General features: G+C 71.2%; 26 protein-coding genes. 13 read left to right on the top strand and 13 right to left on the bottom strand.

Annotation, left to right across the window (positions count from 1 at the left end):
- The first annotated feature begins 21 nt into the window (after positions 1–21).
- Both KBC94_RS10760 and KBC94_RS10755 read left to right on the top strand, forming a co-directional pair.
- Complete coding sequence (locus KBC94_RS10760) at positions 22–933, top strand: bestrophin family protein (RefSeq protein WP_294369767.1); 912 nt, start codon at positions 22–24, stop codon at positions 931–933.
- A complete protein-coding gene (locus KBC94_RS10755) occupies positions 930–1493 on the top strand; it encodes an NTP transferase domain-containing protein (RefSeq protein ID WP_294369764.1) in 564 nt (187 codons plus the stop codon). The genes KBC94_RS10760 and KBC94_RS10755 overlap by 4 nt, the downstream gene beginning before the upstream one ends.
- Here the strand turns inward: KBC94_RS10755 and KBC94_RS10750 are convergent, their stop codons facing one another.
- Together KBC94_RS10750 and KBC94_RS10745 are read right to left on the bottom strand one after the other, a co-directional pair.
- On the bottom strand, positions 1494–2138 hold the full coding sequence (locus KBC94_RS10750) for a 2-dehydro-3-deoxy-6-phosphogalactonate aldolase (protein WP_294369762.1): 645 nt from the start codon (positions 2136–2138) through the stop codon (positions 1494–1496). It lies immediately after the preceding gene.
- 165 nt (positions 2139–2303) lie between these two features.
- Positions 2304–3197: a 2-dehydro-3-deoxygalactonokinase gene (locus KBC94_RS10745; protein ID WP_294369760.1), complete on the bottom strand. Its 894-nt coding sequence runs from the start codon at positions 3195–3197 to the stop codon at positions 2304–2306.
- A 194-nt stretch (positions 3198–3391) separates the two neighbouring features.
- On the opposite strand from KBC94_RS10745, the gene KBC94_RS10740 reads away from it, so the two are divergent.
- Positions 3392–4684, top strand: a complete 1293-nt coding sequence (locus tag KBC94_RS10740; protein ID WP_294369758.1) for an amino acid deaminase — start codon at positions 3392–3394, stop codon at positions 4682–4684.
- A gap of 7 nt (positions 4685–4691) precedes the next feature.
- On the opposite strand, the gene KBC94_RS10735 is transcribed toward KBC94_RS10740, so the two are convergent.
- Together KBC94_RS10735 and KBC94_RS10730 are read right to left on the bottom strand one after the other, a co-directional pair.
- The gene (locus KBC94_RS10735) at positions 4692–5249 is read right to left on the bottom strand and encodes a superoxide dismutase family protein (RefSeq protein WP_294369756.1); all 558 of its coding nucleotides are present in this window, start codon (positions 5247–5249) and stop codon (positions 4692–4694) included.
- Positions 5246–5917, bottom strand: a complete 672-nt coding sequence (locus KBC94_RS10730; RefSeq protein WP_294369754.1) for a gamma-glutamylcyclotransferase — start codon at positions 5915–5917, stop codon at positions 5246–5248. The genes KBC94_RS10735 and KBC94_RS10730 overlap by 4 nt, the downstream gene beginning before the upstream one ends.
- Positions 5918–6056: 139 nt before the next feature.
- Here KBC94_RS10730 and KBC94_RS10725 point away from each other — a divergent pair, with 139 nt between their 5' ends.
- The gene (locus tag KBC94_RS10725) at positions 6057–6611 is read left to right on the top strand and encodes an OmpA family protein (RefSeq protein ID WP_294369752.1); all 555 of its coding nucleotides are present in this window, start codon (positions 6057–6059) and stop codon (positions 6609–6611) included.
- Between the two features lie 91 nt (positions 6612–6702).
- Here KBC94_RS10725 and KBC94_RS10720 read toward each other — a convergent pair whose 3' ends face one another.
- Together KBC94_RS10720 and KBC94_RS10715 are read right to left on the bottom strand one after the other, a co-directional pair.
- Positions 6703–7110: a hypothetical protein gene (locus KBC94_RS10720; RefSeq protein ID WP_294369751.1), complete on the bottom strand. Its 408-nt coding sequence runs from the start codon at positions 7108–7110 to the stop codon at positions 6703–6705.
- A 128-nt stretch (positions 7111–7238) separates the two neighbouring features.
- Complete coding sequence (locus KBC94_RS10715) at positions 7239–8264, bottom strand: LacI family DNA-binding transcriptional regulator (protein WP_294369749.1); 1026 nt, start codon at positions 8262–8264, stop codon at positions 7239–7241.
- A gap of 184 nt (positions 8265–8448) precedes the next feature.
- Between KBC94_RS10715 and KBC94_RS10710 the strand changes: the two genes are divergently transcribed.
- From KBC94_RS10710 to KBC94_RS10675, 8 genes are all read left to right on the top strand, one after another.
- Complete coding sequence (locus tag KBC94_RS10710; protein ID WP_294369746.1) at positions 8449–9012, top strand: gluconokinase; 564 nt, start codon at positions 8449–8451, stop codon at positions 9010–9012.
- The gene (locus KBC94_RS10705) at positions 9009–9539 is read left to right on the top strand and encodes a TRAP transporter small permease subunit (RefSeq protein WP_294369744.1); all 531 of its coding nucleotides are present in this window, start codon (positions 9009–9011) and stop codon (positions 9537–9539) included. Before KBC94_RS10710 ends, KBC94_RS10705 begins: the two co-directional genes overlap by 4 nt.
- A gap of 28 nt (positions 9540–9567) precedes the next feature.
- Complete coding sequence (locus tag KBC94_RS10700) at positions 9568–10848, top strand: TRAP transporter large permease subunit (protein ID WP_294369742.1); 1281 nt, start codon at positions 9568–9570, stop codon at positions 10846–10848.
- A gap of 62 nt (positions 10849–10910) precedes the next feature.
- Positions 10911–11921: a TRAP transporter substrate-binding protein gene (locus KBC94_RS10695; RefSeq protein ID WP_017759767.1), complete on the top strand. Its 1011-nt coding sequence runs from the start codon at positions 10911–10913 to the stop codon at positions 11919–11921.
- A 112-nt stretch (positions 11922–12033) separates the two neighbouring features.
- Positions 12034–13869, top strand: a complete 1836-nt coding sequence (gene edd, locus KBC94_RS10690; protein WP_294369738.1) for a phosphogluconate dehydratase — start codon at positions 12034–12036, stop codon at positions 13867–13869.
- Positions 13870–13928: 59 nt separating this feature from the next.
- Positions 13929–14564 (top strand): bifunctional 4-hydroxy-2-oxoglutarate aldolase/2-dehydro-3-deoxy-phosphogluconate aldolase, encoded by a 636-nt coding sequence (gene eda / locus KBC94_RS10685; protein ID WP_294369737.1) that lies wholly within the window; start codon positions 13929–13931, stop codon positions 14562–14564.
- Between the two features lie 40 nt (positions 14565–14604).
- Positions 14605–15342: a haloacid dehalogenase type II gene (locus KBC94_RS10680; protein ID WP_294369736.1), complete on the top strand. Its 738-nt coding sequence runs from the start codon at positions 14605–14607 to the stop codon at positions 15340–15342.
- A gap of 100 nt (positions 15343–15442) precedes the next feature.
- Positions 15443–16558 (top strand): NADH:flavin oxidoreductase/NADH oxidase, encoded by a 1116-nt coding sequence (locus KBC94_RS10675; RefSeq protein ID WP_294369734.1) that lies wholly within the window; start codon positions 15443–15445, stop codon positions 16556–16558.
- A gap of 23 nt (positions 16559–16581) precedes the next feature.
- On the opposite strand, the gene KBC94_RS10670 is transcribed toward KBC94_RS10675, so the two are convergent.
- From KBC94_RS10670 to KBC94_RS10655, 4 genes are read right to left on the bottom strand one after another with little or no spacing between them, the layout of a single operon-like run.
- Positions 16582–17748, bottom strand: coding sequence for a mandelate racemase/muconate lactonizing enzyme family protein (locus tag KBC94_RS10670; protein ID WP_294369732.1), 1167 nt, complete (start codon positions 17746–17748; stop codon positions 16582–16584).
- A 45-nt stretch (positions 17749–17793) separates the two neighbouring features.
- Positions 17794–18516: an SDR family oxidoreductase gene (locus tag KBC94_RS10665; protein ID WP_294369730.1), complete on the bottom strand. Its 723-nt coding sequence runs from the start codon at positions 18514–18516 to the stop codon at positions 17794–17796.
- Positions 18506–19471: a tripartite tricarboxylate transporter substrate binding protein gene (locus KBC94_RS10660; protein ID WP_294369912.1), complete on the bottom strand. Its 966-nt coding sequence runs from the start codon at positions 19469–19471 to the stop codon at positions 18506–18508. The genes KBC94_RS10665 and KBC94_RS10660 overlap by 11 nt, the downstream gene beginning before the upstream one ends.
- Before the next feature lie 48 nt (positions 19472–19519).
- Positions 19520–20458, bottom strand: a complete 939-nt coding sequence (locus tag KBC94_RS10655; protein ID WP_294369729.1) for a dihydrodipicolinate synthase family protein — start codon at positions 20456–20458, stop codon at positions 19520–19522.
- Between the two features lie 127 nt (positions 20459–20585).
- Between KBC94_RS10655 and KBC94_RS10650 the strand changes: the two genes are divergently transcribed.
- A complete protein-coding gene (locus KBC94_RS10650) occupies positions 20586–21539 on the top strand; it encodes a LysR family transcriptional regulator (protein ID WP_294369728.1) in 954 nt (317 codons plus the stop codon).
- A 45-nt stretch (positions 21540–21584) separates the two neighbouring features.
- Here KBC94_RS10650 and gloA read toward each other — a convergent pair whose 3' ends face one another.
- The 3 genes from gloA to KBC94_RS10635 all read right to left on the bottom strand — a co-directional run bounded on the left by gloA (position 21585) and on the right by KBC94_RS10635 (position 24461).
- Positions 21585–22001, bottom strand: a complete 417-nt coding sequence (gene gloA / locus KBC94_RS10645) for a lactoylglutathione lyase (protein WP_114804430.1) — start codon at positions 21999–22001, stop codon at positions 21585–21587.
- A gap of 94 nt (positions 22002–22095) precedes the next feature.
- On the bottom strand, positions 22096–22791 hold the full coding sequence (locus KBC94_RS10640) for an ABC transporter ATP-binding protein (protein WP_294369727.1): 696 nt from the start codon (positions 22789–22791) through the stop codon (positions 22096–22098).
- Positions 22788–24461, bottom strand: a complete 1674-nt coding sequence (locus KBC94_RS10635) for an iron ABC transporter permease (protein WP_294369909.1) — start codon at positions 24459–24461, stop codon at positions 22788–22790. The genes KBC94_RS10640 and KBC94_RS10635 overlap by 4 nt, the downstream gene beginning before the upstream one ends.
- Between the last annotated feature and the right edge of the window lie 18 nt (positions 24462–24479).

The raw sequence follows: 24479 nt of genomic DNA, 5'->3' as shown, positions 1-24479 counted from the left end.
GAGGCCTAACATCGGCCGCCCATGATCGTCCGCCCCCGCCCGCACTGGCTGCGCCTGCTCTTCGTCTGGCGCGGCTCCATCCTTTCGCAGATCCTGCCGCAGCTGACCCTGACCCTGGCGCTGGCCGTGGTCGTGACGCTGCTGCACGGCCAGGTGCTGCGCTGGAAGGTGCCGATGAACTTCGTGCCCTTCTCGCTGATCGGGCTGACGCTGGCGATCTTCCTGGGCTTTCGCAACAGCACGAGTTATGGCCGCTGGTGGGAGGCGCGCATGCTGTGGGGCGCGCTGCTCATCGACTGCCGGGCCGCCGTGCGGCAGGCGCTGACCCTGGCCGAGGGCGGCGGCGAGGCGCGGGTGCTGGCGCTGCGCCTCATCGCGCTGGTGCATGCGCTGCGCCACCAGTTGCGCGGCACCGACCCTGCCGCCGATCTGGTGCGCCTGCTGCCGGCCGCCGAGGCCCAGCGCGTGATGGCGGCACGCTACCGGCCGGCGATGCTGCTGATGATGGCGGGCGAATGGCTGCGCGACCTGCGCGCCCAGGGCCGCGCCGAGGCCGCCATCGTGCCGGCGCTGGAAGGCCCGCTGGACCGCATCGGTGCCGCCATCGGCGGCTGCGAGCGCCTGGCCAACACGCCGATCCCCTTCACCTACAGCGTCATCATCCACCGCACCATCTACCTGTACTGCCTGCTGCTGCCCTTCGGGCTGGTGGACGCCATCGGGCCCATGACGCCCGTGATCGTGGTGCTGGTCGCCTACACCTTCTTCGCGCTGGAGGCGCTGGGCTCGGAGATCGAGGAGCCCTTCGGCGAGGCGCCCAACGACCTGGCGCTCGACGCCATCTGCTGGAGCATCGAGACCTCGGTGCGCGAATCCATCGGCGACGCCGACTGGCCACCGCAGCCGCAACCCCGCGATCACGTCTTGACATGACCATGAATCCCGAACGCCTGCCCGTCGTGCTGGTGCTGGCCTCCGGCCGGGGCGAACGCTTCCGCGCTTCGGGCGGCGCGGGGCACAAGCTGCAGGCGCTGCTGGCCGGCCGCCGCGTCATCGACCGCACGCTGGATGCCGTCCGCGCGAGCGGCCTGCCGTGGCATGTGGAGGACGTCGGCCATCCCGGCATGGGCGACTCCATTGCCGCGGCGGTCCGTGCGACGGCCGACGCGCCGGGCTGGCTGGTGCTGCCGGCGGATCTGCCGCTGGTGCTGCCGGCCACGCTGCGTGCGGTGGCCGAGGCGCTGGACGACCGCGGCGCGGCGCAGCCGGTGTTCCAGGGCGAGCGCGGCCATCCGGTCGGTTTCGGCGCGGCCAGCGGGCCGACCCTGATGGCGCTGGCGGGCGAGCAGGGCGCCGCGCCCGTGCTCAAGGCCCTGCGGGCGGGGGGCGCGGTGCGCGAACTGGCGGTGGACGATGCCGGCGTGGTGACCGACATCGACACGCTGGACGACCTGGCGCGCGCCGAGTCGCTCCTGCATTCGCGCGGCGGCTGATCAGGCCTGGGCGGCGGAGGCGCGCCACGCGGCCACGAAGGCGTGGGCCGTCTCGCCCACCGCCGCGGTCGCCTTGCCCGGCTTGTAGAGCGCCGAGCCGATGCCGAAGCCATCCGCCCCCGCGGCATGCCAGGCGGCCATGCTCTCGGGCGTGATGCCGCCCACCGGCAGCAGCGGCGTGCCGCGCGGCAGCACCGCCTTCAACGCCTTCACCGCGGCGGGCGAGGCCATCTCCGCCGGAAAGAGCTTGAGCGCATGGGCGCCCGCTGCCAGTGCACCGAAGGCCTCGGTGGGCGTGAGCACGCCGGGCAGGGCGACCATGCCCAGCGCGACGCTCTCGCGCACCACCGCGGCATCGAAGCAGGGCGACACGATCAACTGGCCGCCCGCCGCGTGCACCTCGCGCACCTGCTGCGGCGTCAGCACCGTGCCTGCGCCCACCAGCGCACCGGGGCACTGTTCGCGCAGCAGACGGATGCTCTGCAGCGGCTCGGGCGAATTGAGCGGCACCTCCAGCAGGCCGAAGCCGGATGCGACCAGGGCCTGGCCGATGGCCGGCGCCTCGGCTGGCGTGAGGCCGCGCAGGATGGCGACGAGCGGCAGTTGCGCGAGCGCGCGCTGGAAGGCGGGGAGCAGGTCGGTCATGGAGATGGAGGTCGGAAGGGAAAGAAAGCCCGCGACGCCAGTCAGCCAGCCCGTTCGCCCTGAGCCTGTCGAAGGGCTTGCGCCCAGGCTTCGACGGGCTCAGTCCGAACGGGCAGAGGTTCACGGGTCCGCATTGGAAGTGGTGCGGTGCGTTCGCGGCGCATGTCAGCCAGCGGCCTGCCGTGCGCGCCACAAGGCATGCGCACCGGCCCAGGTGGCCTGGGCGTCGAGCAGCCGGGCCGGCACGCCCACGCTGTCCAGCGCCAGGGCATAGCGTTCGGTCAGCGTCGGGCTGCCCACCAGCACCACCGGCACGCCGGGTTGCAGCGGCTGGGCCCGCAGTTCGTCGCCGATCAGCAGGCCCGAGAGGTAGCTGGCCGCCGCCGCAGGGCTCAGGCGGTCGAAGAGCGACAGCGCCCGCATGCCGAAGGCCAGGTGCAGCAGGCCTGGCGAGTCAGCCCGGCGCGCGCGGTCCACGCCGTCGAGGAAGGCCTGCCGCACCAGGGGCGCGTCGGCCTGCAGCGTGCGCGCCAGGATCGACTGCTGCGACAGCAGCGCATAGAACTCGCCCGTCATGAAGGTGCGAAAGCCCGTCACCCGGCCATCGGCCACGCGGGCCCACTTGTTGTGCGTGCCGGGCAGCACGAAGAGGCCCTCGCGCAGGCCGGTGAGCCGCATGGCGCCCAGGATCTGCGTCTCCTCGCCGCGCATCACGTCGGGCACGCCGGACTGGTGGTCCACCAGGCCCGGCACCATGTCGATGCGGCCGGGCACCACCGGCACGACCTGTTGCGCGATGTCCCCGGCGCCGCAGGGGCAGGCGCAGTAGGGCGCCTCCACCCAGCCCTGGCGGCTGCCGGCCATGCCGGCGATCAGGCAGCGGCGGCCGGGCACGGCCATCCAGTCGAGGGTGAAGGCCTCGAACACCTCGGCGAAGCTGGCGCCGTCCAGGTGCAGGATGCCGCGCGGGGCGCTGCGCTCTTCCAGCACCCGGCCGTCCTCGGCGAGGAGCGCGCCGCGCAGCGAAGTGGTGCCCCAATCGAGGGCGACGAAGCTCATGAGTTCTTCCTTTGCGCCACGGACGGCCAAGCGTGGCGGGCAGTGCGCCGCCACGGCCGCGCAGTCTCGCATGCCCCTGCGCCCCGGCGGCCGGTCAGGCGGCGCCGTGCGGGGCCGGCAAGAATGGAGGGCTGCCGCACCGGCCCGCGCCGGCATTCCTGCCGCCGCGTCCGGGGCGCGCCTCTTCTTCCATCATGACTGCCGAACTGCTCGATCCTCTTCTCGATGCCTCCTTCAAGGGCTATCCCCGCACCCAGGCGCCGCGCGCCCGCAGCGCCATCGGCACCGCCGGCTGGAACGTGCTGGCGGGCGACCTGCCGCTGCCCCTGGCCCTGATCCGCCGCGAGGCCCTGGCCCACAACCTGGCCTGGATGCAGCGCTATGTGCGCAGCCAGGGCATCGACCTGGCGCCGCATGGCAAGACCACCATGTCGCCGCAGCTGTTCGCGCGGCAGATCGATGCCGGCGCCTGGGGCATCACCTTCGCCAACGTCGCGCAACTGGCCGTCGGCGTGGCGGCCGGCGTGCGCCGCTGCCTCATCGCCAACCAGGTGATGCAGGACGAGGATCTGGCCGGCATCCAGCAGATGCTGGCGGCGGACGAGGGCCTGCGCGTCGTTTTCCTCGTCGACTCGACCGCGCAGCTGGCGCTGATCGAGGCATGGACTGCGGCGCATGCCGATGCCCGGCCCTTCGAGGTGATGCTGGAGATCGGCCTGGACGGCGGCCGCACCGGCTGCCGCACGCAGGAGGAGGCCATCGCCCTGGCCCGCGCGCTGGGCGCCAGCCCGGCGGTACGGCTGGTGGGCATCGAGTGCTACGAAGGCCTGTGGGCCACGGGCGACTCGGCCGCCGACACCGCGCTGGCCACGGCCCTGATGGACCGCGTGCAGGCCGTCGCCCGCCTGTGCGCCGACGAGGACCTGTTCGACACCGACGAGGTGCTGTGCTCGGCCGGCGGCTCGGCCGTCTTCGACCTGGTGGCGGGCCGCCTGCGGCCGGCACTCGGGCGGCCGGTGCGCGGTTTGCTGCGCTCGGGCTGCTACGTGACGCACGACCACGGCTTCTACACCCGCATGGTGGGCCAGGTGAATGCGCGCATCGGCTGCGATTGCGCGGAGGACGGGCTGCGCCCCGCCATGGAGGTCTGGGCCGCGGTTCAATCGTGCCCCGAGCCGCGACTCGCGATCCTCACCGCCGGGCGGCGCGATGTCTCCTTCGACATCACGATGCCCATTCCCTTCGCGCGGGCCGTCCGCGGTGCGCAGGCACCCACGGGCGTACCGGCCAGCTGGAAGATCACCGCCCTCAACGACCAGCACGCCTACCTGCGCTGGGACGAAAGCGACGACGCGCTCGCCCCGGTGGTGGGCGAGCGCGTCGGTCTCGGCATCTCGCATCCCTGCACCACCTTCGACAAGTGGCGCTGGATGCCGGTGGTGGACGAGGCCTACAACGTCGTCGACGCCATCACCACCGCCTTCTGAGGCTGCCTCAGCGGGTGATCACGCCGCAGGCGATGCGCGGGCCGGAATTGCCGGCCGGCTGCGTCGTGTAGTCGTCGCGGTCCTTGTGGACGACGATGGCGCGGCCGACCACGTTGTTGGCGGCACCGTCGGTCAGCGAGATGGCGTGGATGTCCACGCTGAAGCGGGCCACGCCGTTGGAATCGGCCACCAGGCTGGGCAGCTCGCCGGCATGGCTGCCGGGCGCGCCGAACTTGCCGTGCGTGCCGCCGGCCGGGTTGAAGTGGCCACCCGATGCATTGCCGTTGTCGGCGCACGAGCCCTTCTCGTGGATGTGGAAGCCGTGCTCCGAGCCGGGCGCCAGTCCGCGCACCTCGCCGGCCACGCGCACGCCGTGGTCCAGGGCGGTGAGCGTGACCTGCCCCATGGTCGGGTTGGGCGTCACGGCGCCGGTCGGTGCCAGGGTGGCCGTGGCGCGCGAGGCGCCCATGCCCATGCCGGCGCAGGCGGCGAGCAGCAGGCTGGAGCCGGCGAGGGTGCAGGCGGCCAGCACGCGGGCAGAGGGCAGGGCGGAGCGGAGGGTCATGGCATTGTTCCTTTGGAGGGTGAGGAAGGGGAATCGGACGGGCTCAGGTGTAACGATGCGGCGCGTGCCTGGCTGTCGGCGGAGGTCGCCATTTCTGCCGGTGAATGGGTCGCCAGACGCAACAGACGGGCCAGCGCAGAGTCGCGGATGCCATGGCGCTGCAGGGCTTCGAGCGTCTGCCGTGCATAGTCGAGCGAGCTGCCGTAGCGGCCCACGGCGGTGGCGAAGATCTCCCGGTAGCGCTCTTCGCTGAGCGTGCCGGTGAAGTTGGGCGACTTGCGTGACAGCGTGAAGGCCAAGGCCCGCACGGGCCCTTGCGCGGTGCGGCAGTGCAGCCAGCGCGGGTCGTAGACGCCGGTGGGCATCTCGCGCAGCCAGAGGCGGCCCAGCGTCTCCAGGGCGATGGTCTGCGGAATGCGGAACACCATGCCGCGGCAACTGCCGCCGCTGAGCAGGCCGAAGACCAGGCCGGGCTTGTCGATGCTGCCGCGGTTGACGCGGCTCCACATCTTCAGGGCCCGGTGCCAGCCGCGCACCTGGGCAGGCCGGGCTTCGCTGTGGTCGAAACCCGGGTTCCAGATCAGCGAGCCATAGCCGAAGAGCCACAGGTCGTCATGGCCGCCCCACTCGGCGATCGTGCGTTCGAGCAACGGGCCGGGGTCGCGCACGGGCGGAGGATGCGCGCCGACAAGGGGCGGCAGGGATGTGGCACCTAGAATTTCGGCTTCTGAAACGGGCTTCACGCGGCCCATTATTGCCAAGGCATCTTCCATGGCCACCCTTCAACATCCCGAGAGACGCAGCCTCATGTCCACCCCCGACGACGACTCCCAGCAACGCTTTGCCCTTGGCCTGGTGTTCGTGCTCATCGCCCTGATCGTCGCCACGACGATCGGCGCCGCGGTCTACCACTACGGCATGCCCGGCAGCGGCAATGCCGACGCAGCCGGCACTGCCAGCACCGCTCCGGCGGCCCCCGCCACGGGCGTGGCCGTCATCACCGAGACGGTGGTGGCCGTGGTGCCCGAAGGCGCCAGCGTGCGCGTGGAAGGCGGCGTGGTGAAGTTCTACTTCGCCACCGGCAGCGCCGACATCGCCCCGGGCGCCGCCGAGGCGCTGGCCCTGGTGCTGCAGGGCGTGCAGAACGGCCGCAAGGCGGTCATCTCGGGCTACCACGACACCACGGGCGACCCGGCCAAGAACGAAGAGCTGGCCAAGCAGCGCGCCATCACCGTGCGCGACGTGCTGGTAGGGCTGGGCGTGGCCGAGGACAAGGTCACGCTGGAGAAGCCGGCCGTCGCAGCCGCAGGTCAGGGCGACGACGCGGGGGCGCGTCGCGTCGAGGTCAAGCTGGTCGACTGACGCGGCATTCTTCCCATCATGACGAGCCCGGCACCGCCGGGCTTTTTCATGGGCGCGGCACACGGGCACCCCGAATGCCCACGCCCCACGATCAGCGCACCATCAGGTGGATGACCGTGGCACCCAGCCCCGCGGCCAGGCCGGCGACCAGCCATTTCAGGCGCCGCAGCCGCACGCGGTTCATCTCGATGCGGGCGATGAGCTGGGTGTTCTGCTCGGCCAGGGACTTGATGAGTTCGGTCGAGGCCTGCATCTGCGCCTCGATGTCCCGGACGGCGCCTTCCAGGCGCTGGACCTGCTGGCGAAGCTGCTCCGCCTCGGTCAGCGGCCGGGCCGGCGGCGCCTCGGCCTCGGTGGCTGCCGCCTGCTCCGCGCTCTGGCGCCGCCGGGTGACGGAGCCCCACAGCTTCGCCGCGCCCTCCGCGACCTTGGGTGCGTTCTCGACGACCTGGCCCCAGGGGATGTTGGCAAGAACGGTGAAGAGGGTGCCGGCGGCCATGGTGTTGGTGTCGTCGATGTTGAAAGAGAGAGAAGGATGAGGTGCCGGGACGGTCGAATGTTCCCCGGCGGCGCGGACTTGGCTCCAAGGCACGGGCCTTGACGCCCGACGGGCGCGGCGCGCCGTGGTCAGGCGCTTTCCCGCCCCACCACCTCCCAGGCCAGCTCGATGCAGCTCTGTTCGACCGGCGTCCCGCGCATCAACTGCAGGAGCATGCCGGCGGCTGCCTGTCCGATCTCGCGCCGTGGCGTGCGCACGCTCGTCAGGCTGGGCAGCAGCTGGTCGCTGCCGGGCAGGTCGTTGAAGCCGGCCACGGCCACGTCGCGCGGCACCGAAATGCCCAGCCGCGGCGCGGCCATCAGGGCACCCTGGGCCAGGTCGTCGTTGCAGAAGAAGATGGCGTCGGGCTTCGCCTCGGCCACGATGCGGCCGAACATCTGCGCGCCCAGGGCGAAGGAGGAGGGCTCGGGCCGCAGGAATTCGAGCGCCGGGTCGTAGCAGCCGGCGGCCTGCAGGGCGCGGCGGTAGCCCTCGGCGCGCTGCATGACGCGGGCGTCGAGCTGGGCGGCGGCGTACCCGATGCGGCGGGCGCCGCGCGCCAGCAGGTGTTCCGTCAGCGCCTGGCCGGCGTCCTGCTGCGAGAAGCCCACGCAGTGCACGCCCGGGGCGCGGCTGGTCTCCATCACATGCACGCAGGGCACGCGGCTGGCCTGGATCAGGGCGCGGGTCTCCTCGCTTCGCTCGAAGCCGGTGACGATGAGCCCGGCGGGGCGGTGCATCAGCTGCTCGCGCAGCAACTGCTCTTCCTCGCGCGGGTCGTAATGGGTCACGCCGATCAGCGTCTGGAAGCCGTTGGCGCGCAGGGTGCGCTGGACGGCTTCGAGCAGGTCGACAAAGAGGGTGTTGGTGAGCAGCGGAATCAGCACCGCGACATGGCTGCTGCGCTGCGAGGCCAGGGCGCGGGCGGCAGGGTCGGGCACGTAACCCAGGCGCGCGGCAGCCTCCCGCACGCGCTCGACCAGCACCGGGTCCACGCTTCGCTCGCCCCGCAACGCACGCGAGACGGTGATGGGGCTCACGCTGGCAGCGCGCGCCACGTCTTCCAGTGTGAGGCGACCGCTGGAGCGGCGGGGACGGCGGGTGGCGTCGGTCAAGGGTTTGTCCTAGGCAGGCGGGAAATCATTGTTCAATAAGATAGCGCTATCCGGTCGGATCGACCAGCAGGGTTTGTGCGGTGCATCAACCCGATCTGAACGACCGGCTCTTCATGTCGAGGGAGGTTCTCCTCTCTCCCGTCGGCTGCGCAGGCTGAAACCGCGCAGCTTTTTTTGGATTCGAATGGATAGCGCTATCTCATCGTTCCAGCCGGCTGCCATCGTGGTGATGGGCGTGTCCGGCTGCGGCAAATCGAGCGTGGGCCAGGGCTGCGCCGATGCGCTGGGCTGGCCGCTGTGCGAAGGCGACACCTACCACGCGCCCGAGAGCATCGCCAAGATGAGCGCGGGCGTCCCCCTGGACGATGCCGACCGCGCCGGTTGGCTGGATCGGCTGGCCGCGCTGTTGACGCCGCAGGCTGCACCGGGCGGCGTGGTGCTCACCTGCTCGGCCTTGCGGCGCAAGTACCGCGACCGGCTGCGCGCCGCCAATCCGCGCCTGGGCTTCGCCTTCCTGTCGCTCGATTTCGACCAGGCGCTGGAACGGGTGAAGTCCCGGCCCGGCCATTTCTTCTCGCCTGCGCTGGTGGCCAACCAGTTCGCAACGCTGGAGTCGCCCACGGGCGAGGCCGGCGTGCTCACGCTCGACGCCACGCGGCCGTTGGCCGATCTGGTCGCCGAGATCGCCGCCTGGGCCCGGCCCGCCGCGCCGCAGGCCGCCAACCGACACGCTGGAGACATCGCATGACGACCTCGTCCTCTTCTTCTTTGTCCACCCCTTCGGGCCCCGCCCGCGCGCCCCTGCTCAAGCGCCTGGCCGAGCACTTCATGGTGCTGGCCCTGGCCGGCATGGTCGTGGCGGTGTTCGTCAACGTGGTGCTGCGCTATGTCTTCTCGACCAGCATCGTGTCGTACGAGGAGATCTCGCGACTGCTGTTCGTGTGGCTGGTGGCCGTCGGCGCCATCGTGGCGGCCTTCGAGGCCAAGCACCTGGGCTTCGACATGCTGACCTCGCGCCTCTCGGGGGTGCCCGCGCGGCTGCTGTTCTGGGTGAGCCGCCTGCTGATCGGGCTGTGCCTGGTGCTGCTGGTGATCGGCTCCTGGGAGCAGGTCAAGGCGGGCATGGACAGCTACAGCACGGTGCTGGGCTATCCGCTGGCGCTGGGCGCGGCGGCCACGCTGGTGCTCGGCCTGGGGCTGCTGGTGGCCCTGGCCGTCGAACTGCGCCGCGGCAAGCCGCTGGAAGGCGCGGACGACGAAGCCATCCTCGAATGACGCCCCGGCCCCACCTTCCGAGCAGAACATGATCGTCACCTTCATCTTCCTGGCCGTGCTCATCGGCGGCATGGCCATCGGCATGCCCATCGCGCAGGCGCTGGTGCTCACCGGCGTGGCGCTGATGTGGCACCTGGACTTCTTCGACTCGCAGCTGCTGGCGCAGAACCTGCAGGCCGGCTTCGACAACTTCCCGCTGCTGGCCGTGCCCTTCTTCATCCTGGCGGGCGAGCTGATGAACGCGGGCGGCCTCTCGCGCCGCATCATCGACCTGGCCCGCGCCTTCGTCGGCCATATCCGCGGTGGCCTGGGCTTCGTGGCCATCGGCGCGGCGGTGCTGCTGGCTTCGATGAGCGGCTCGGCCATCGCCGACACCGCGGCGCTGGCCACCATCCTGCTGCCGATGATGCGCGAGCAGCAGTACCCCTCCAGCTACAGCGCGGGCCTGCTGGCCTCGGGCGGCATCATCGCGCCCATCATCCCGCCGTCGATGCCCTTCGTGATCTACGGGGTGACGACCAACACCTCGATCAGCAAGCTCTTCCTGTCGGGCGTGGTGCCGGGTCTGCTGATGGGCATCTTCCTGATCGCGGCCTGGGCCTTCATCGCGCGCAAGCACCAGCTGGCGGCACTGCCGCGCGTGCCGTGGGGTGCGCGCGTGAAGGCGCTGGGCCACAGCTTCTGGGCCATGATGATGCCGGTCATCATCCTGGGCGGCCTGAAGGGCGGCATCTTCACACCCACCGAGGCGGCCGTCGTGGCGGCGGTCTATGCGCTGCTGGTGTCGACCTTCATCTACCGCGAGCTGACGCTGGCGCGCCTGTACGACGTGTTCCTCGCCGCGGGCAAGACCACCGCCGTGGTGATGTTCCTGTGCGGCGCGGCCACCGTCACGGCCTACATGATCACGCTGGCGGATCTGCCCAACATGCTGGCCGACAGCTTCGCCGGCGTCATGGGCAACCCGGTGGTCTTCATGGCGCTGATGATGGTCTTCCTGCTGGCCGTGGGCACGGCGATGGACCTGACGCCCACGATCCTGATCTTCGGGCCGGTCTGCGCGCCGCTGGCCGTCAAGGCCGGCATCGACCCGGTGTACTTCGGCTTCATGTTCATCTACGTGGGCTGCATCGGCCTGATCACCCCGCCCGTGGGCACGGTGCAGAACGTGGTGGCCGGCGTGGGCCGGCTGCGGATGGAGACCGTCATCCGCGGCACCACGCCCTTCCTGCTGATGTACGTGCTGCTGCTGGTGCTGATGGTGATCTTTCCGCAGCTCATCACGGCGCCGCTGGCGTGGATGCACTGATCCGCGGCGCCCACCGCTCATCCGCTTTCCGTTCCCCCGTCTCGATCCAAAGGAAGACAACCATGCGCATGCGTTTCGCTCTCGCCGGCCTCGTCGCCGCCCTCGTGGCCACCGGTGCCGCCCACGCCCAGGACTTCAAGCCGCGCATCGTGCGCTTCGGCTACGGCCTGGTCGACAACTCCAACCAGGGTCGCGCCGTGCGCTTCTTTGCCCAGGAGGTCGAGAAGGCGACCGGCGGCAAGATGAAGATCCGCGGCATCGGCAATGCCTCGCTCGGCTCCGACACCCAGATGCAGCAGGCCCTGATCGGCGGTGCGCAGGAGATGATGGTCGGCTCCACCGCCACCCTGGTCGGCCTGGTGCCCGAAATGGCCGTGTGGGACACGCCCTTCCTGTTCTCCACCGCCAAGGAGGCCGACACGGTGCTCGACGGTCCCACCGGCGAGGCCGTCAAGGCCAAGCTGGAGCCCAAGGGCATGGTCGGCCTGGTGTACTGGGAGAACGGCTTCCGCAACCTCACCAACAGCAAGCGGCCGGTCACCAAGCTGGAGGACCTGAACGACGTCAAGCTGCGCGTGATGCAGAACAACGTGTTCCTCGACAGCTTCAAGACGCTGGGCGCCAATGCGGTGCCGCTGCCCTTCTCGGAGCTGTTCACCGCGCTGGAGACGCGCGCCGTCGACGGCCAGGAGAACCCGTACAACACGGTGCTCTCGAGCAAGTTCTATGAAGTGCAGAAGTACCTGACGGTCACCAACCACGTCTACAGCCCCTGGATCGTCACCGTGAGCAAGAAGTGGTGGGACACCCTCAGCCCCGCCGAGAAGAAGGTGCTGCAGGACGCCGCCGTCAAGAGCCGCGACTTCGAGCGCAAGGACACGCGCGAAGAGGCTGCCCAGGCCCTGGCCGAGCTCAAGACCAAGGGCATGCAGGTCAACGAGCTGCCCGCCGCCGAGGCCAACCGCATGCGCGAGAAGCTCACGTCGGTGCACGCCGGCATCGCCAAGTCGGTGGGCCAGGAAACCTGGGATTCGGTCAACGCGGCGGTCGCCAAGGCCCGCGGCGGCAAGTAAGGCGCGCCGCGACGGCCCGGCGCGCGGGGCGGGCGTTGCAATCCGACGCGCGTGCCGGGTCGGTTGCGACGTACGATTGACTCCGTAGTTTCCCCAGCCCCACGCGCCCGCCATGCCCCGCACCTCCCTGCACCCCACGCTCCACGCCGTCACCGAACGCATCCGCGAAAAAAGCCGCGCGCTGCGTACGGCCTACCTGCAGCAGATCGCCGAAATCGGCGGCCGCCAGCGCGGCTCCGACCGCATGGGCTGCGCCAACGTGGCCCACGCCGTGGCCGGCGTGCCCGCCAACGACAAGCTGCGCATCGTGGCGGAGCGCGCGCCCAACATCGGCATCGTGACGGCCTACAACGACATGCTGTCGGCCCACGCGCCTTTCCGTACGTACCCCGAAGTCCTCAAGGACGAGGCCCGCAAGCTGGGCGCCACCGCCCAGGTGGCCGGCGGCGTGCCGGCCATGTGCGACGGCGTGACGCAGGGCACGCCGGGCATGGAGCTGTCGCTGTTCAGCCGCGACACCATCGCCATGGGCACCGCCGTGGCCCTCACGCACGACATGTTCGATGCCGCGCTGATGCTGGGCATCTGCGACAAGATCGTGCCGGGCCTCCTGATCGGCGCGCTGCACTTCGGCCACCTGCCCACCGTGTTCGTGCCGGCCGGCCCCATGCCCTCGGGCATGTCGAACAGCGCCAAGGCCAAGGTGCGCGAGCAAGCAGCGCAAGGCCTGGTCGGCCGCGAAGGCCTGATGGAGGCCGAGATGGCCGCCTACCACGACCAGGGCACCTGCACCTTCTACGGCACGGCCAACAGCAACCAGATGCTGATGGAGGCCATGGGCCTGCATGTGCCGGGCACCGCCTTCATCCAGCCGCACGACGGCCTGCGCGAGCACCTCACGCGCGAGGCCGTGCGCACCGTGCTCGGCAAGACGGCTGCCGACGGCTACGCGGTGCCGCCCATCGGCGAGCTGGTGGACGAGCGCTGCATCGTCAATGCCATGGTGGCGCTGCTGGCCACCGGTGGCTCGACCAACCACCTGATCCACTGGGTGGCGGTGGCGCGCGCGGCCGGCATCCTGATCGACTGGAACGACTTCTCGCAGCTGTCCGACGTGGTGCCGCTGCTGACCCGCGTGTACCCCAACGGCACGGCCGACGTGAACGGCTTCCAGCAGGCGGGCGGCCCCGGCTTCGTGATCCACGAGCTGATGGAGGCCGGCCTGATGCATGCCGACGTGCGTACCGTGCGCCCCGGCGGCCTGGCCGAGTACGCGCAGATTCCGCAGGGCGCCGACGACGGCGGCCTGCGCTGGGTGCCCGCCTGGCCGTCGAAGGACGTGGACGTGGCCCGCCCGGCCAACAACCCTTTCAGCGCGACCGGCGGACTCAAGCTGCTCACCGGCAACCTGGGCCGCAGCGTGATCAAGGTGTCCTCGGTGCCCGACGACCGCCATGTGATCGAGGCGCCGGCGCAGGTCTTCGACTCGCAGGCTGCGCTGCAGAAAGCCTTCGCGGCCGGTGAGTTGGAGCGCGACGTGGTCTGCGTGGTGCGCTGGCAGGGCCCGCAGGCCAACGGCATGCCCGAGCTGCACAAGCTCACGCCGCCGCTGTCGGTGCTGCAGGGCAAGGGTTTCAAGGTGGCGCTGGTCACCGACGGCCGCATGAGCGGCGCGTCGGGCAAGGTGCCGGCTGCCATCCATGTTTCGCCGGAGGCCGCTGCCGGTGGCCCGCTGGCCAAGGTGCGCGATGGCGACCTGATCCGCCTGGACGCCGTGGCCGGCACGCTGGCCGTGCTGGTGCCCGACGACGAATGGGCCCAGCGCGAGCCCGCCGTGATGTCGGCCGAGCAGCGCGCCGCCGACGGCCGCGGTCTGGGGCGCGAACTCTTCGCCGGCATGCGCCGCAACGCCACTGCCGCGGAAGAGGGCGCCTGCACCTGGCTGTAAGCCCGGCACCGGCTCTCTGTTTTGCGACCCTTCTTTACGCCTTGCCAAGGCCCACTGCCATGAACCAGACCCTCACCGCCCTCGACGTGATGCAAGACGCACCCGTCATTCCCGTCATCGTGTTGCAGGACCCGCAGGATGCCGTGCCCCTGGCCCGCGCGCTGGCGGCCGGCGGCATCCGCATGCTCGAAGTCACCCTTCGCACGCCGGTGGCGCTGGAATGCATCGAGCGCATCGCCAAGGAAGTGCCCGAGGCCGTGGCCGGCGCCGGCACCATCCGCAGCGCCGCCGACGCGCAGGCGGCTGCGCTGGCCGGTGCCCGCTTCGGCGTCAGCCCGGGCTACACCCGCGCCGTGGGCAAGGCCTGCCACGATCTCGGCCTGCCGCTGCTGCCGGGCGTGGCCACCGGCAGCGAGATCATGATGGCGCAGGAAGACGGCTACCAGCAGCTCAAGTTCTTCCCGGCGCTGCAGGCGGGCGGTGCGCCCATGCTCAAGGCCTGGCAGGGCCCTTTCGGCGAGGTGAAGTTCTGCCCCACCGGCGGCATCCATGCGGGCAATGCAGCGGAGTTCCTGGCGCTCGCCAATGTGGCCTGCGTGGGCGGCTCGTGGATCGTGCCGGCCGATGCCATCGCGCAGAAGGACTGGGCCCGCATCGAGACCCTGGCCCGCGAGGCCAAGGCCCTGTCCCGCTGATGCAGGACGCTGGCGCCACGGGGCGCTAGAGTCGCTGGTCATGACTGCATCCAACGTTTTCGATCCCGCCTCCATCGAGGTCATCGCCTTCGACGTCTTCGGCACCGTCGTGGACTGGCACAGCGGCATCGCCGCCGAGGTCGAGCGGCTGCTGCCCGGTACCGACGGCAGCGCCTTCGCCCTGGCCTGGCGCGCCGGCTACCAGCCCGCCATGAAGGCCGTGATGGAACGGCTGGCCGAAGGCGAGGGCGGCTTCACCCTGCTCGACGAGCTGCACCTGAGCATCCTGGAGACCGTGCTGGCCGACTTCTCCATCGGCCCCGAGCGGCTGGACCGCGCTGCCAAGCGCGAACTCAACCGGGCCTGGCACCGGCTGCCGGCCTGGCCCGATGCGGTGGCGGGGCTCACGCGGCTCAAGCGCCGCTACACCATCTGCCCGCTGTCCAACGGCAACATCGGCCTGCTCACCAACATGGCCAAGCGCGCGGGCCTGCCCTGGGACTGCGTGCTCTCGGCCGAGGTGTTCAAGGCCTACAAGCCCGATCCGCGCACCTACCTGGGCGTGGCCGGCGTGTTCGACCTGCCGCCCAACCGCGTGATGCTGGCCGCTGCCCACCACAACGACCTGGCGGCCGCGCGTCACTGCGGCCTGGCGACCGCGTACATCGAGCGCCCCGCGGAGTTCGGCCCGTCGCGTCCCAAGGACGTTTCGCCCCAGCCGGACAACGACCTGCACACGCGGGACATCGGGCATCTGGCGGACCTGCTGGGCTGCTGAGCGCCCGCGCGAACGCCGCGCGCCATTGGCCCCACGGCGGCGGTTGGCGCGGTGCTCCGCTAGGCTCCGATGCTTTGTTGCGCACCGAGGAGCCTTCCGGATGAGTCCCCTGTTCGAACCCCTGCGCCTGGGCGCACTGACGCTGCCCAACCGCATCGTCATTGCGCCCATGTGCCAGTACTCCGCCGAGGAGGGCCGGGCGGCCGACTGGCACTGCATCCACTACGGGCACCTGGCCCTGTCCGGCGCCGGAATGCTGATCCTGGAGGCGACCGCCGTCTCGCCCGAGGGCCGCATCAGCCCGGCCGATCTGGGCCTCTACGACGAGGCGTCCGAAGCGGCGATGGCCGACATGCTCCGCGCGATACGCGGGCACTCCGACATGCCGATCGCCGTGCAACTGGCCCACGCCGGACGCAAGGCCTCCAGCCGCGCGCCCTGGGACGGCGGCAGCCAGCTGCGTCCCGATGAACCCGGCGGCTGGCTGGCCGTGGCGCCCAGCGCATTGCCGCATGGCGATGGGGAAGTGCCGCCTGCGGCGCTCGACGATGCGGGTCTGGCCAAGGTCCGTGACGATTTCGTCGCTGCCGCGAAGCGCGCCGTGCGCGTCGGCCTGCAGGGCATCGAGCTGCATGCGGCCCATGGCTATCTGCTGCACCAGTTCCTGTCGCCGCTGGCCAATGCGCGCAGCGACGGCTACGGCGGCACCCTGGAGAAGCGCATGCGCTTCCCGCTGGAGGTGTTCGAGGCCGTGCGCGCCGCCGTGCCGGCCGAGGTGCCGGTGTGGGTGCGTGTCTCCGCCACCGACTGGGTCGATGGCGGCTGGGATCTGCCCAGCACGGTGGCCTTCGCCGAGGCGCTCAAGGCGTGCGGCTGCAGCGCGATCCACGTCTCCAGTGGTGGCGTGTCGCCCCAGCAGAAGATTCCGGTGGGCCCGGGCTACCAGCTCGGCTTTGCCCGCGAGGTCAAGGCGCGCGTCGGCTTGCCAACTCTGGGTGTGGGCCTGATCACCGAGGCGCGCCAGGCCGAAACCGCCATTGCCGAGGGCCAGGCCGACGCGGTGGCGCTGGCGCGGGCCATGCTGTACGACCCGCGTTGGCCCTGGCATGCCGCGGCCGAACTCGGCGCCCAGGTGAACGCGCCGCGGCAGTACTGGCGTTCGCAGCCGCGCGAGTTCAAGGACCTGTTCACCGGCGCGCGCATCGCGCAGCGCTGAAGCGGCCGCCGGCGGCTGGCCCATCAGCGCGCCAGCGCGTGCATCTCCGCGATCAGGTCGGCCTTGCCCTCGAAGCCGATGCCCGGCAGCGGCGGCAGGTGCACATGGCCGTTGTCCACCTTCACGCCATCGGGAAAGCCGCCGTAGGGCTGGAACAGGTCGGGATAGCTTTCGTTGCCGCCCAGGCCCAGGCCGGCCGCGATGGCCAGCGACATCTGGTGCCCGCCGTGCGGAATGCAGCGGCTGGGTGACCAGCCGTGGTCCTTGAGCATGTCGAGCGTGCGCAGGTACTCGACCAGGCCATAGCTCAGCGCGCAGTCGAACTGCAGCCAGTCGCGGTCGGGCCGCATGCCGCCATGGCGGATCAGGTTGCGCGCGTCCTGCATCGAGAACAGGTTCTCGCCCGTGGCCAGCGGGCCGGCATAGGCCTCGCCCAGGCGGGCCTGCAGCTCGTAGTCCAGCGGGTCGCCGGCCTCTTCGTACCAGAAGAGCGGGTACTGCGACAGGGCGCGGCCGTAGTCGAGTGCCGTGGGCAGGTCGAAGCGGCCGTTGGCGTCCACGGCCAGCTGCTGGCCGGGTGCCAGCATCTTGAGCACGGCCTCGATGCGCTCGCAGTCCTCGGCCAGCGGCGCGCCGCCGATCTTCATTTTGACCACCGAGTAGCCGCGGGCCAGGTAGCCCTCCATTTCCTGCCGCAGGCCATCCAGCCCCTTGCCCGGGTGGTAGTAGCCGCCCGCCGCGTAGACGAAGACGCGCGGGTTGGCTTGGCCGTTGCCGTAGCGCTCGGCCAGCAGCTGGAAGAGCGGCTTGCCCTCGATCTTGGCCACGGCGTCCCACACCGCCATGTCGATGGTGCCGACCGCCACCGAGCGCTCGCCGTGGCCGCCGGGCTTCTCGTTGCTCATCATGCAGGCCCAGATGCGGTGCGGGTCGAGGTTGTCGCCCGTCTCGTCGCGCAGGTTGGCCGGGTCGGCCTCCAGCACGCGCGGGATGAAGCGCTCGCGCATCAGCGCGCCCTGGCCGTAGCGGCCGTTGGAATTGAAGCCGTAGCCGATCACCGGTCGCCCGTCGCGGATCACGTCGGTGACCACGGCCACCAAGCTCAGGGTCATCTTCGAGAAGTCGATGTAGGCGTTGCGGATGTTGGATTTGATGGGCCGCGTGGATTCGAGGATGTTGACGATCTTCATGGCGAGCGCGTGGGTGATAGGTCGAAGAAAAAGAAAAGAGCGGGTTCAGCGGGGCAGCGACGAGCCGCCGCAGATGGCGATGTCCTGCCCGGTGATGGCCGCCGCCTGGGGCGAGAGCAGGAAGGTGGCAAGGGCGGCGATTTCCGCCGGCTCGATCAGCCGGCCGATGGGCGGCAGCCGCGGCGCACTGCCGGCGCGGGCCGGGTCCTGCAGCATGCCGGTGGCCGTGGCGGCGGGTGAGATGACGTTGACCGTTACGCCCTGCGCCGCAACCTCGGCGCCCCAACTGCGGGCCAGCGCGACCAGCGCCGCCTTGGTGGCCGCGTACTGGCTGCGGCCCGGCATGCCCTGCGCTACCCGGCTGCCGATGAAGACGACCCGGCCCTGGCGGCGCTCGGCCATGCCGGGCACCAGCGCGTCGGCCAGGCGGCTGGCGGCGTCCACATGCAGGCGCCACATCAGCTCGCCGGCCTCGGCATCGAGCTGGCCCAGCGGGCCGACGCGCAGCACGCCGGCCGCATGCACCAGGGCCTGGGCCGGCGGCAGCGTGGCGCACAGACGGGCGATGGCGGCGCCGTCGCGCAGGTCGATGGCGTGGCCCGTGAAGGCGGCATGCACGATCGAGGCGGGCGCGGCGTCGAGCCCGCTGACCTGCCAGCCGGCATCGAGCAGCGCCATGGCGATGGCACGCCCGATGCCGCTGCTGCTGCCGCTGACGACGGCATGCGGCTGGGGCTGCGGCACTGCGGTGCTGCCCTCAATCGACACGGATGTTGCCCTCCGTGATGATCTTGCGCGAGCGCTCCATGTCGGCCTGCTGGAAGGCGGCGAATTCCTCCGCCGTGCCGGGCGTGAGCAGCAGGCCCTGCGAGCCCAGCAGCGTCTTCATCTCGCCCGCCAGGGCCTTGTTGGTCTCGGCATTGAGGCGGCGGGTGATGTCGGCCGGCGTTCCGGCCGGCGCCCACAGGCCGTACCAGCTGTAGAACTCGTAGCCCGGCAGCGTCTCGGCCACCGTGGGCACGTCGGGCAGGCTGGCCGCGCGCTGGGCCGAGGTGACCGCCACCACGCGCAGCATGCCGCTCTTGTGGTACTGCAGCGAGCCGAGGATCGGGTCGATGAAGCCGTCGATCTGCCCGCCGATCAGGTCCTGGAAGGCGGGCGCTGTGCCCTTGTAGGGCACGATCAGGTAGTCCAGATTGCCGGCGCGGCGCAACAGCTCGGTCGCCAGGTGGCCGGCCGAGCCGATGGAGCCGACCGCGAAGGTCATCTTGCCGGGGTTGGACTTGGCGTAGGCCATCAGCGAGCGCACGTCGGTGATCGGCAGGTTCTTGTTGACCGCCACCGACAGCGGCGCCTTGGCCACCAGCGCCACCGGCGCGAAGTCGCGCACCACGTCGTAGCGCACCGACTTCATGGTCATCGGCGCCGTGGTGAAGGTCGAGGCGTTGAACAGCAGCGTGTAGCCGTCGTTGCCGGCCTTGGCCACCACCTCGGCACCGATGGCGCCATTGCCGCCCGGACGGTTCTCGACCAGGAAGGTCTGGCCCATCTGCTCGCCCAGCTTCTGGGCCAGCATGCGGCCGACCGTGTCGAGCGTGCCGCCGGGCGGGAAGGGAATGATCACCCGCACCACCCGGTTGGGCCAGCCCTGCGCCATCACGGGCGCGGCGGCGGCCAGCGTGGCGGCGCCCAGGGCGCCGTGCAAAAAGCGTCTGCGTTGCAGCATGGTGTTGTCTCCGGTGTCGTTGTTCCGAGGAGCCGTGCGGACGGCTCAGCGGCGCAGCAGGCCGGCCTGGCGGCAGGCGGCGCGCAGGGCGTCCATCTCCTGCGGATTGGGCGCCTCGGTGGGCGGGCGCGCGGTGGCGCGCTCCAGCACGCCGGCCAGGTACATGCCGCCCTTCATGCGCGCATGGGCCTCGCCCGTGGGCTCGCCGCCGCCGTAGACGGCGTCCTTCAGCGGGGTGATCACGGCCTGGATGGCCATCGCCTTCTTCAGGTCGCCGGCCTTCACCGCGGCCCACAGGTCGATGATGAGTTGCGGGATGAAGGTGGCGAAACCCACCAGCGCGCCGTCCACGCCCTGCACCATCGAGGCCAGCAGGTATTCGTCGTGGCAGGTCAGGATCGCCTTTGCCGGGTTGGCCTCGCGGATGGCCTGGATGTCCCGGGCGTACTTGTTCATGTCCCGCTGGCCGACCTTGAAGGCCTGCAGGTACGGCAGGCGGGCCAGCTCGGCCAGCAGCTGCGAGCTGTACGAGGCGCGCGTCCAGGCGGGGTAGACGTGGCAGACCAGGTCCAGCTCGGGCGCGGCGCGGTGGATGGCCTCGAAGTACTGCAGCGCATGACCCGGCGTGAAGCCGAAGCGCAGCCAGTGGTGGGGCGGCATCACGTCCAGCGCCGCGGCGCCGGCGGCCTGGGCGGCGCGTGCGTGTTCTGCCGCCTCGGCCAGGCCTTCGCAGACGATGGACGAGATCACCGGCAGACGGCCGCGCAGTTCGTCGGCCACGATGCGCGTGACCTCGGCCCGCTCGGCGGGGGTGAGCGAGAAGACCTCGCCCGTGTGGCCGTTGGTCATCACGGCCACCACGCCCTCATGGCCGGCGAGCCAGCTGGCAAGCTGGCGCAGGGCCGGCTCGTCGATGCGATGGTCGGGGGTGAAGGGGCAGGCGATGGCGGGGATGATCCCCCGATAATTTTCGATGGACGGCATTGCAGGTCTCCGTGCGGTGCGATGGGTGAAGGAAGCGGAGCGGATGATTCCGCGCCGGCCCCCGGACCGTCCAATACTCGAATCGCATACAACTATCGCGGGCCGTGCGGCCCCGCAGGAGACGCCCATGGGCCCGGGCAACCGCCCCCTCGACCTCGACTGGCTGGAAGACTTCGTCGCGCTGGCCGACACCGGCAGCTTCTCGCGCGCGGCCGAGGTGCGGCACATCGCGCAGCCCGCCTTCAGCCGCCACATCCGGTCGCTGGAGGAATGGGTGGGCGTGGAGCTGTGCGACCGCAGCGCCCATCCGGTGGCGCTCACGGCGGCGGGGCAGCGGTTCCTACCGTTGCTGCGCGGCGTGCTGGCTGGACTGGAGGCTGCACGCCAGAAGGCCCGCGCCGCCCACGAGTCGGCCGCAGCCAGCCTGCGCTTCGCGGCCACGCATGTGCTGTCGTTGACCTGGTTCCCGGCCTGGCTGGCCGGACTGGAAGGGCGGCTGCGCATCGGCCCGGTGCAAACGCTGTCGGACAGCTCCCTGGCCTGCGAGGACCTGGCGCTTCAGCGGCGCGTGCAGTTCGTGCTGTGCCATGGCCATGCCGAGGTGGCGGGCCGGCTGGACGAGGCGCAGCATCCGTGGCTGCGGCTGGATGGCGATGTGCTGCTGCCGCTGTCGGCGCCGGATGCGCAGGGGCGGCCAATGCACGACCTGGTTGCGGGTGGCCCGCTGCCCGTGCTGGCCTACAGCGAGGCTTCGGGCCTGGGGCGCATCCTGCGTGCCCAACTGCGCGAACTGTTCGGCGACGAGGCTCAGGCCGCCGTTGAACCCCGCGCCTCCATTGTCTTCACGGCCCACCACGCCATCCTGCTCAAGGCCATGGTGCGCGAAGGCAAGGGCGTGGCCTGGTTGCCGGCCAGCCTGGTGCAGGATGAGCTGCGCAGCGGCGCGTTGGTGGATGCGGGCGGCGGGGGATGGCGGGTGCCGGTCGAGATCCGGCTGTACCGCCAGCCGGCGGCGATGTCGGCGCTGGCGGAGTCGCTGTGGCGGCTGGTGAGCCTGCCTGGGGACGCAGCGGGGCAGTGAGTCGGTGGGCAACGCGATGCGACGGGGCGCCGCATCGCACATCGGTCAGCGCAGGCCCTGGCCGGTGCCGGCGTCGTCCTTGCGTTGGATCAGTTCGATCTTGTAGCCATCCGGATCCGTCACGAACGCGATGACCGTCGTGCCGCCCTTCACCGGCCCCGGTTCGCGCGTCACGTTGCCGCCCGCCGCCTTGATCTTGTCGCAGGCCGCGTAGGCGTCCGGCACGCCCAGGGCGATGTGGCCGTAGGCGGTGCCCATCTCGTAGCTGTCGGTGCCCCAGTTGTAGGTCAGCTCGATCTCGGCCTGCTCGGGGTTGCCGTTGCCGAAGCCCAGGAAGGCCAGGCTGTACTTGTATTCGGGGTTCTCGCTGGTGCGCAGCAGGTTCATGCCGAGCACCTGGGTGTAGAAGTCGATGGAGCGCTGGAGGTTGCCAACGCGCAGCATGGTGTGCAGCAGTCGCATGGTGTCGTGGGGGAGGGAACGAAAGCCCGGATTCTCCGGTGTGATCGGTTCCTCGTCGCGGCTCGCAGCAAAAGCCCGCTGTCACCGCCGGCGCTCAGACGGGCCGCGCCATCTCCCGCCACTGCGCCAACCGGCCGTTGTGCATCACGCCGATGCGGTCGGCCATGGTGTGGGCCTCGGCCTCGTGGTGCGTGACGAGGATGGCGGTCTGCCCCGCGGCGCGCAGGATGTCGCGCACCTGCACCGTCAGGTGCTGGCGGGTGGCGCCGTCGAGGTTGGAGAAGGGTTCGTCCATCAGCAGCAGCGCGGGCGCAGGCGCCAGCGCGCGGGCCAGGGCGATGCGCTGCTGCTGGCCGCCGGACAGTTCATGCGGATAGCGGCTGGCAGCCTCAGCCAGTCCCACCACACCCAGCAGCTCGCGCACGCGCGCCTCCTGCGCGGGCCGCGGTTGCCGGCGCAGGCCGAAGGCCACGTTCTGTGCGGCCGTGAGGTGCGGAAAGAGCGCGTATTCCTGGAACACCATGCCCACCTGCCGCCGCTCCGGCGCCAGATGCACGCCCGGTCCGGAGAGCAGTTGCCCGCCGAGCCGGATGTGCCCGGCGCGCACCGGCTCGAAGCCGGCCACGGCGCGCAGCACGGTCGTCTTGCCGCAGCCCGAGGGACCGAGCAGGCAGCCGATGTGGCCGCCCTCGAGCGTCAGAGAGAAGCCGTCCACCACGGTGTGCAGGCCCCGCGGCGTGTCGTAGCCGAGGCGAAGGTGGTCGATGTGCAGGGCGGCAGCGGTCGTCATGGATGGGGCGTGATGTCGTCGGCCTGCACCGCCGTGCCGCTGACGGGCGTGCGGGCCAGCAGGGCCACGGGCAGCAGGCCGGCCAGCACGATCAGCAGGGCGGCGATGGCGCCTTCCTCGTAGGTGCCGCGGGCGGCCTCGGCATAGAGCCAGGTGGCCAGGGTGTCGAAGTCGGCGGGGCGCAGCAGCAGCGTGGCGGGCAGCTCCTTCATGGCGTCCACGAAGACCAGCAACGCGCCGGCCGACAGGGCAGGGCGCAGCAGTGGCAGGTGCACGCGGCGCAACGTGCCCAGCGGGCTTTCGCCCAGCAGGCGCGAGGCCTGTTCGAGCGAGGCGGGAATGCGAGACAGCCCAGCCTCGATGCCGCCCACCGGCATGGCCAGGAAGCGGATCGTGCAGGCGACGACCAGCGTCACGCCCAGGCTCATCAGCGGCAGGCCGGGAAGGCCGAACAGGGTGGCGATGCCGGCATCGGCCGCCAGTGCCGGCGTGAGCAGGCCGATGGCCAGCACGGTGCCGGGCAGCGCATAGCCCAGGCTGGCGGCGCGGGCCGGCCAGCGGCGCGGCGTCATGGCGCCGGGCGGCTGGCGCGTAGCCCAGGCCACCACCAGGCCGGCGGCCACGGCCAGCACCGTCACGCCCAGCGCGACCGCCAGCGTGTTGCCCAGGCTGCCGATGAGCGCCGGCGAGACGCCGCCGCCCAGCCGCAGGCGCTTGATGGTTTCCCACACCAGGTAGGTGGCCGGTGCCGCGAAGCCGATCAGCACCGGCAACAGCGCGGCCAGCGTGGCGCCCAGGGCGGCCGGCCCCTGCAGGCGCCGCGGCGTCACCGCGCGCATGCGCTGCGCGGAGCCGAAGCGCTGGTGCCGGCGGCCGTGGCGCTCCAGCAGCACCAGCGCGACCACCATCGCCAGCATGGCGCAGGCGATCTGTGCGGCGCCGGCCAGGTCGGAGCGGGTGATCCAGGTGGTGTAGACCGCCACAGTGAGCGTGTTGACGCCCAGGAATTCCGAGGCGCCGATGTCGTTGAGCGTCTCCAGCAGCGCCAGGCTCAGGCCCACCGCCAGGGCCGGGCGGGCCAGCGGCAGCGCCACGCGTCGGAAGGCGCCCCAGCGGCCTTCGCCCAGCAGGCGCGCGGCCTCCATCAGGTGCGCGGGCTGGGTCACGAACATGGCCCGCGCCGTCATGTAGACATAGGGGTACAGCACCATGCCCAGCACGAAGACCGCGCCGCCCATGGAGCGCAGGTCGGGCAGGCGGAACTGCCGCGGGCTGTCGTAGCCAAGGGCCCATCGGATGGCGCCCTGCACCGGCCCGAGCGGATGCAGCAGGTCCAGGTAGGCGAAGGCCACGATGTAGGTCGGCATGGCCAGCGGCAGCAGCAGTGCCCATTGCAGCCAGCGATGGCCCGGAAAGTCGCAGGTGGCGACCAGCCAGGCGCAGCCGGTGCCCACCCCCAGGGTGAGGGCGCCCACGCCCGCCAGCAGCAGCGCGGTGTTGAGGGCTGCTTCAGGCAGCACATGGGTGGCCAGATGCGCCCAGTGCGTCAGGTCGGCGCCCAGGGCCAGCCAGACGAGGCTGGCCACCGGCGCCAGCACGCCCAGGGCGATGGCGACCGTGGCCGCATGCCAAAGCCGCCCGACGGGACGCAGGCCCGCGGGGCGGCGCATGAAGGGCGCGAAGCGCAG

Origin of the sequence: Pseudacidovorax sp., from assembly GCF_017991995.1 — a bacterium.
In the GTDB taxonomy this organism is placed as follows: domain Bacteria; phylum Pseudomonadota; class Gammaproteobacteria; order Burkholderiales; family Burkholderiaceae_C; genus Xenophilus.
The sequence above is the reverse complement of the archived record's forward strand: the minus strand, read 5'-3'. Positions and strand labels throughout refer to the sequence as shown.

Excerpts from the sequence above, each read along its gene's own strand:
- KBC94_RS10760 (WP_294369767.1), top strand. The coding sequence starts at position 22 with ATGATCGTCCGCCCCCGCCCGCACTGGCTGCGCCTGCTCTTCGTCTGG.
- KBC94_RS10755 (WP_294369764.1), top strand. The coding sequence starts at position 930 with ATGACCATGAATCCCGAACGCCTGCCCGTCGTGCTGGTGCTGGCCTCC.
- KBC94_RS10750 (WP_294369762.1), bottom strand. The coding sequence starts at position 2,138 with ATGACCGACCTGCTCCCCGCCTTCCAGCGCGCGCTCGCGCAACTGCCG.
- KBC94_RS10745 (WP_294369760.1), bottom strand. The coding sequence starts at position 3,197 with ATGAGCTTCGTCGCCCTCGATTGGGGCACCACTTCGCTGCGCGGCGCG.
- KBC94_RS10740 (WP_294369758.1), top strand. The coding sequence starts at position 3,392 with ATGACTGCCGAACTGCTCGATCCTCTTCTCGATGCCTCCTTCAAGGGC.
- KBC94_RS10735 (WP_294369756.1), bottom strand. The coding sequence starts at position 5,249 with ATGACCCTCCGCTCCGCCCTGCCCTCTGCCCGCGTGCTGGCCGCCTGC.
- KBC94_RS10725 (WP_294369752.1), top strand. The coding sequence starts at position 6,057 with ATGTCCACCCCCGACGACGACTCCCAGCAACGCTTTGCCCTTGGCCTG.
- KBC94_RS10720 (WP_294369751.1), bottom strand. The coding sequence starts at position 7,110 with ATGGCCGCCGGCACCCTCTTCACCGTTCTTGCCAACATCCCCTGGGGC.
- KBC94_RS10710 (WP_294369746.1), top strand. The coding sequence starts at position 8,449 with ATGGATAGCGCTATCTCATCGTTCCAGCCGGCTGCCATCGTGGTGATG.
- KBC94_RS10705 (WP_294369744.1), top strand. The coding sequence starts at position 9,009 with ATGACGACCTCGTCCTCTTCTTCTTTGTCCACCCCTTCGGGCCCCGCC.
- KBC94_RS10700 (WP_294369742.1), top strand. The coding sequence starts at position 9,568 with ATGATCGTCACCTTCATCTTCCTGGCCGTGCTCATCGGCGGCATGGCC.
- KBC94_RS10695 (WP_017759767.1), top strand. The coding sequence starts at position 10,911 with ATGCGCATGCGTTTCGCTCTCGCCGGCCTCGTCGCCGCCCTCGTGGCC.
- edd (WP_294369738.1), top strand. The coding sequence starts at position 12,034 with ATGCCCCGCACCTCCCTGCACCCCACGCTCCACGCCGTCACCGAACGC.
- eda (WP_294369737.1), top strand. The coding sequence starts at position 13,929 with ATGAACCAGACCCTCACCGCCCTCGACGTGATGCAAGACGCACCCGTC.
- KBC94_RS10680 (WP_294369736.1), top strand. The coding sequence starts at position 14,605 with ATGACTGCATCCAACGTTTTCGATCCCGCCTCCATCGAGGTCATCGCC.
- KBC94_RS10675 (WP_294369734.1), top strand. The coding sequence starts at position 15,443 with ATGAGTCCCCTGTTCGAACCCCTGCGCCTGGGCGCACTGACGCTGCCC.
- KBC94_RS10670 (WP_294369732.1), bottom strand. The coding sequence starts at position 17,748 with ATGAAGATCGTCAACATCCTCGAATCCACGCGGCCCATCAAATCCAAC.
- KBC94_RS10655 (WP_294369729.1), bottom strand. The coding sequence starts at position 20,458 with ATGCCGTCCATCGAAAATTATCGGGGGATCATCCCCGCCATCGCCTGC.
- KBC94_RS10650 (WP_294369728.1), top strand. The coding sequence starts at position 20,586 with ATGGGCCCGGGCAACCGCCCCCTCGACCTCGACTGGCTGGAAGACTTC.
- gloA (WP_114804430.1), bottom strand. The coding sequence starts at position 22,001 with ATGCGACTGCTGCACACCATGCTGCGCGTTGGCAACCTCCAGCGCTCC.
- KBC94_RS10640 (WP_294369727.1), bottom strand. The coding sequence starts at position 22,791 with ATGACGACCGCTGCCGCCCTGCACATCGACCACCTTCGCCTCGGCTAC.
- KBC94_RS10635 (WP_294369909.1), bottom strand. The coding sequence starts at position 24,461 with ATGCGCCGCCCCGCGGGCCTGCGTCCCGTCGGGCGGCTTTGGCATGCG.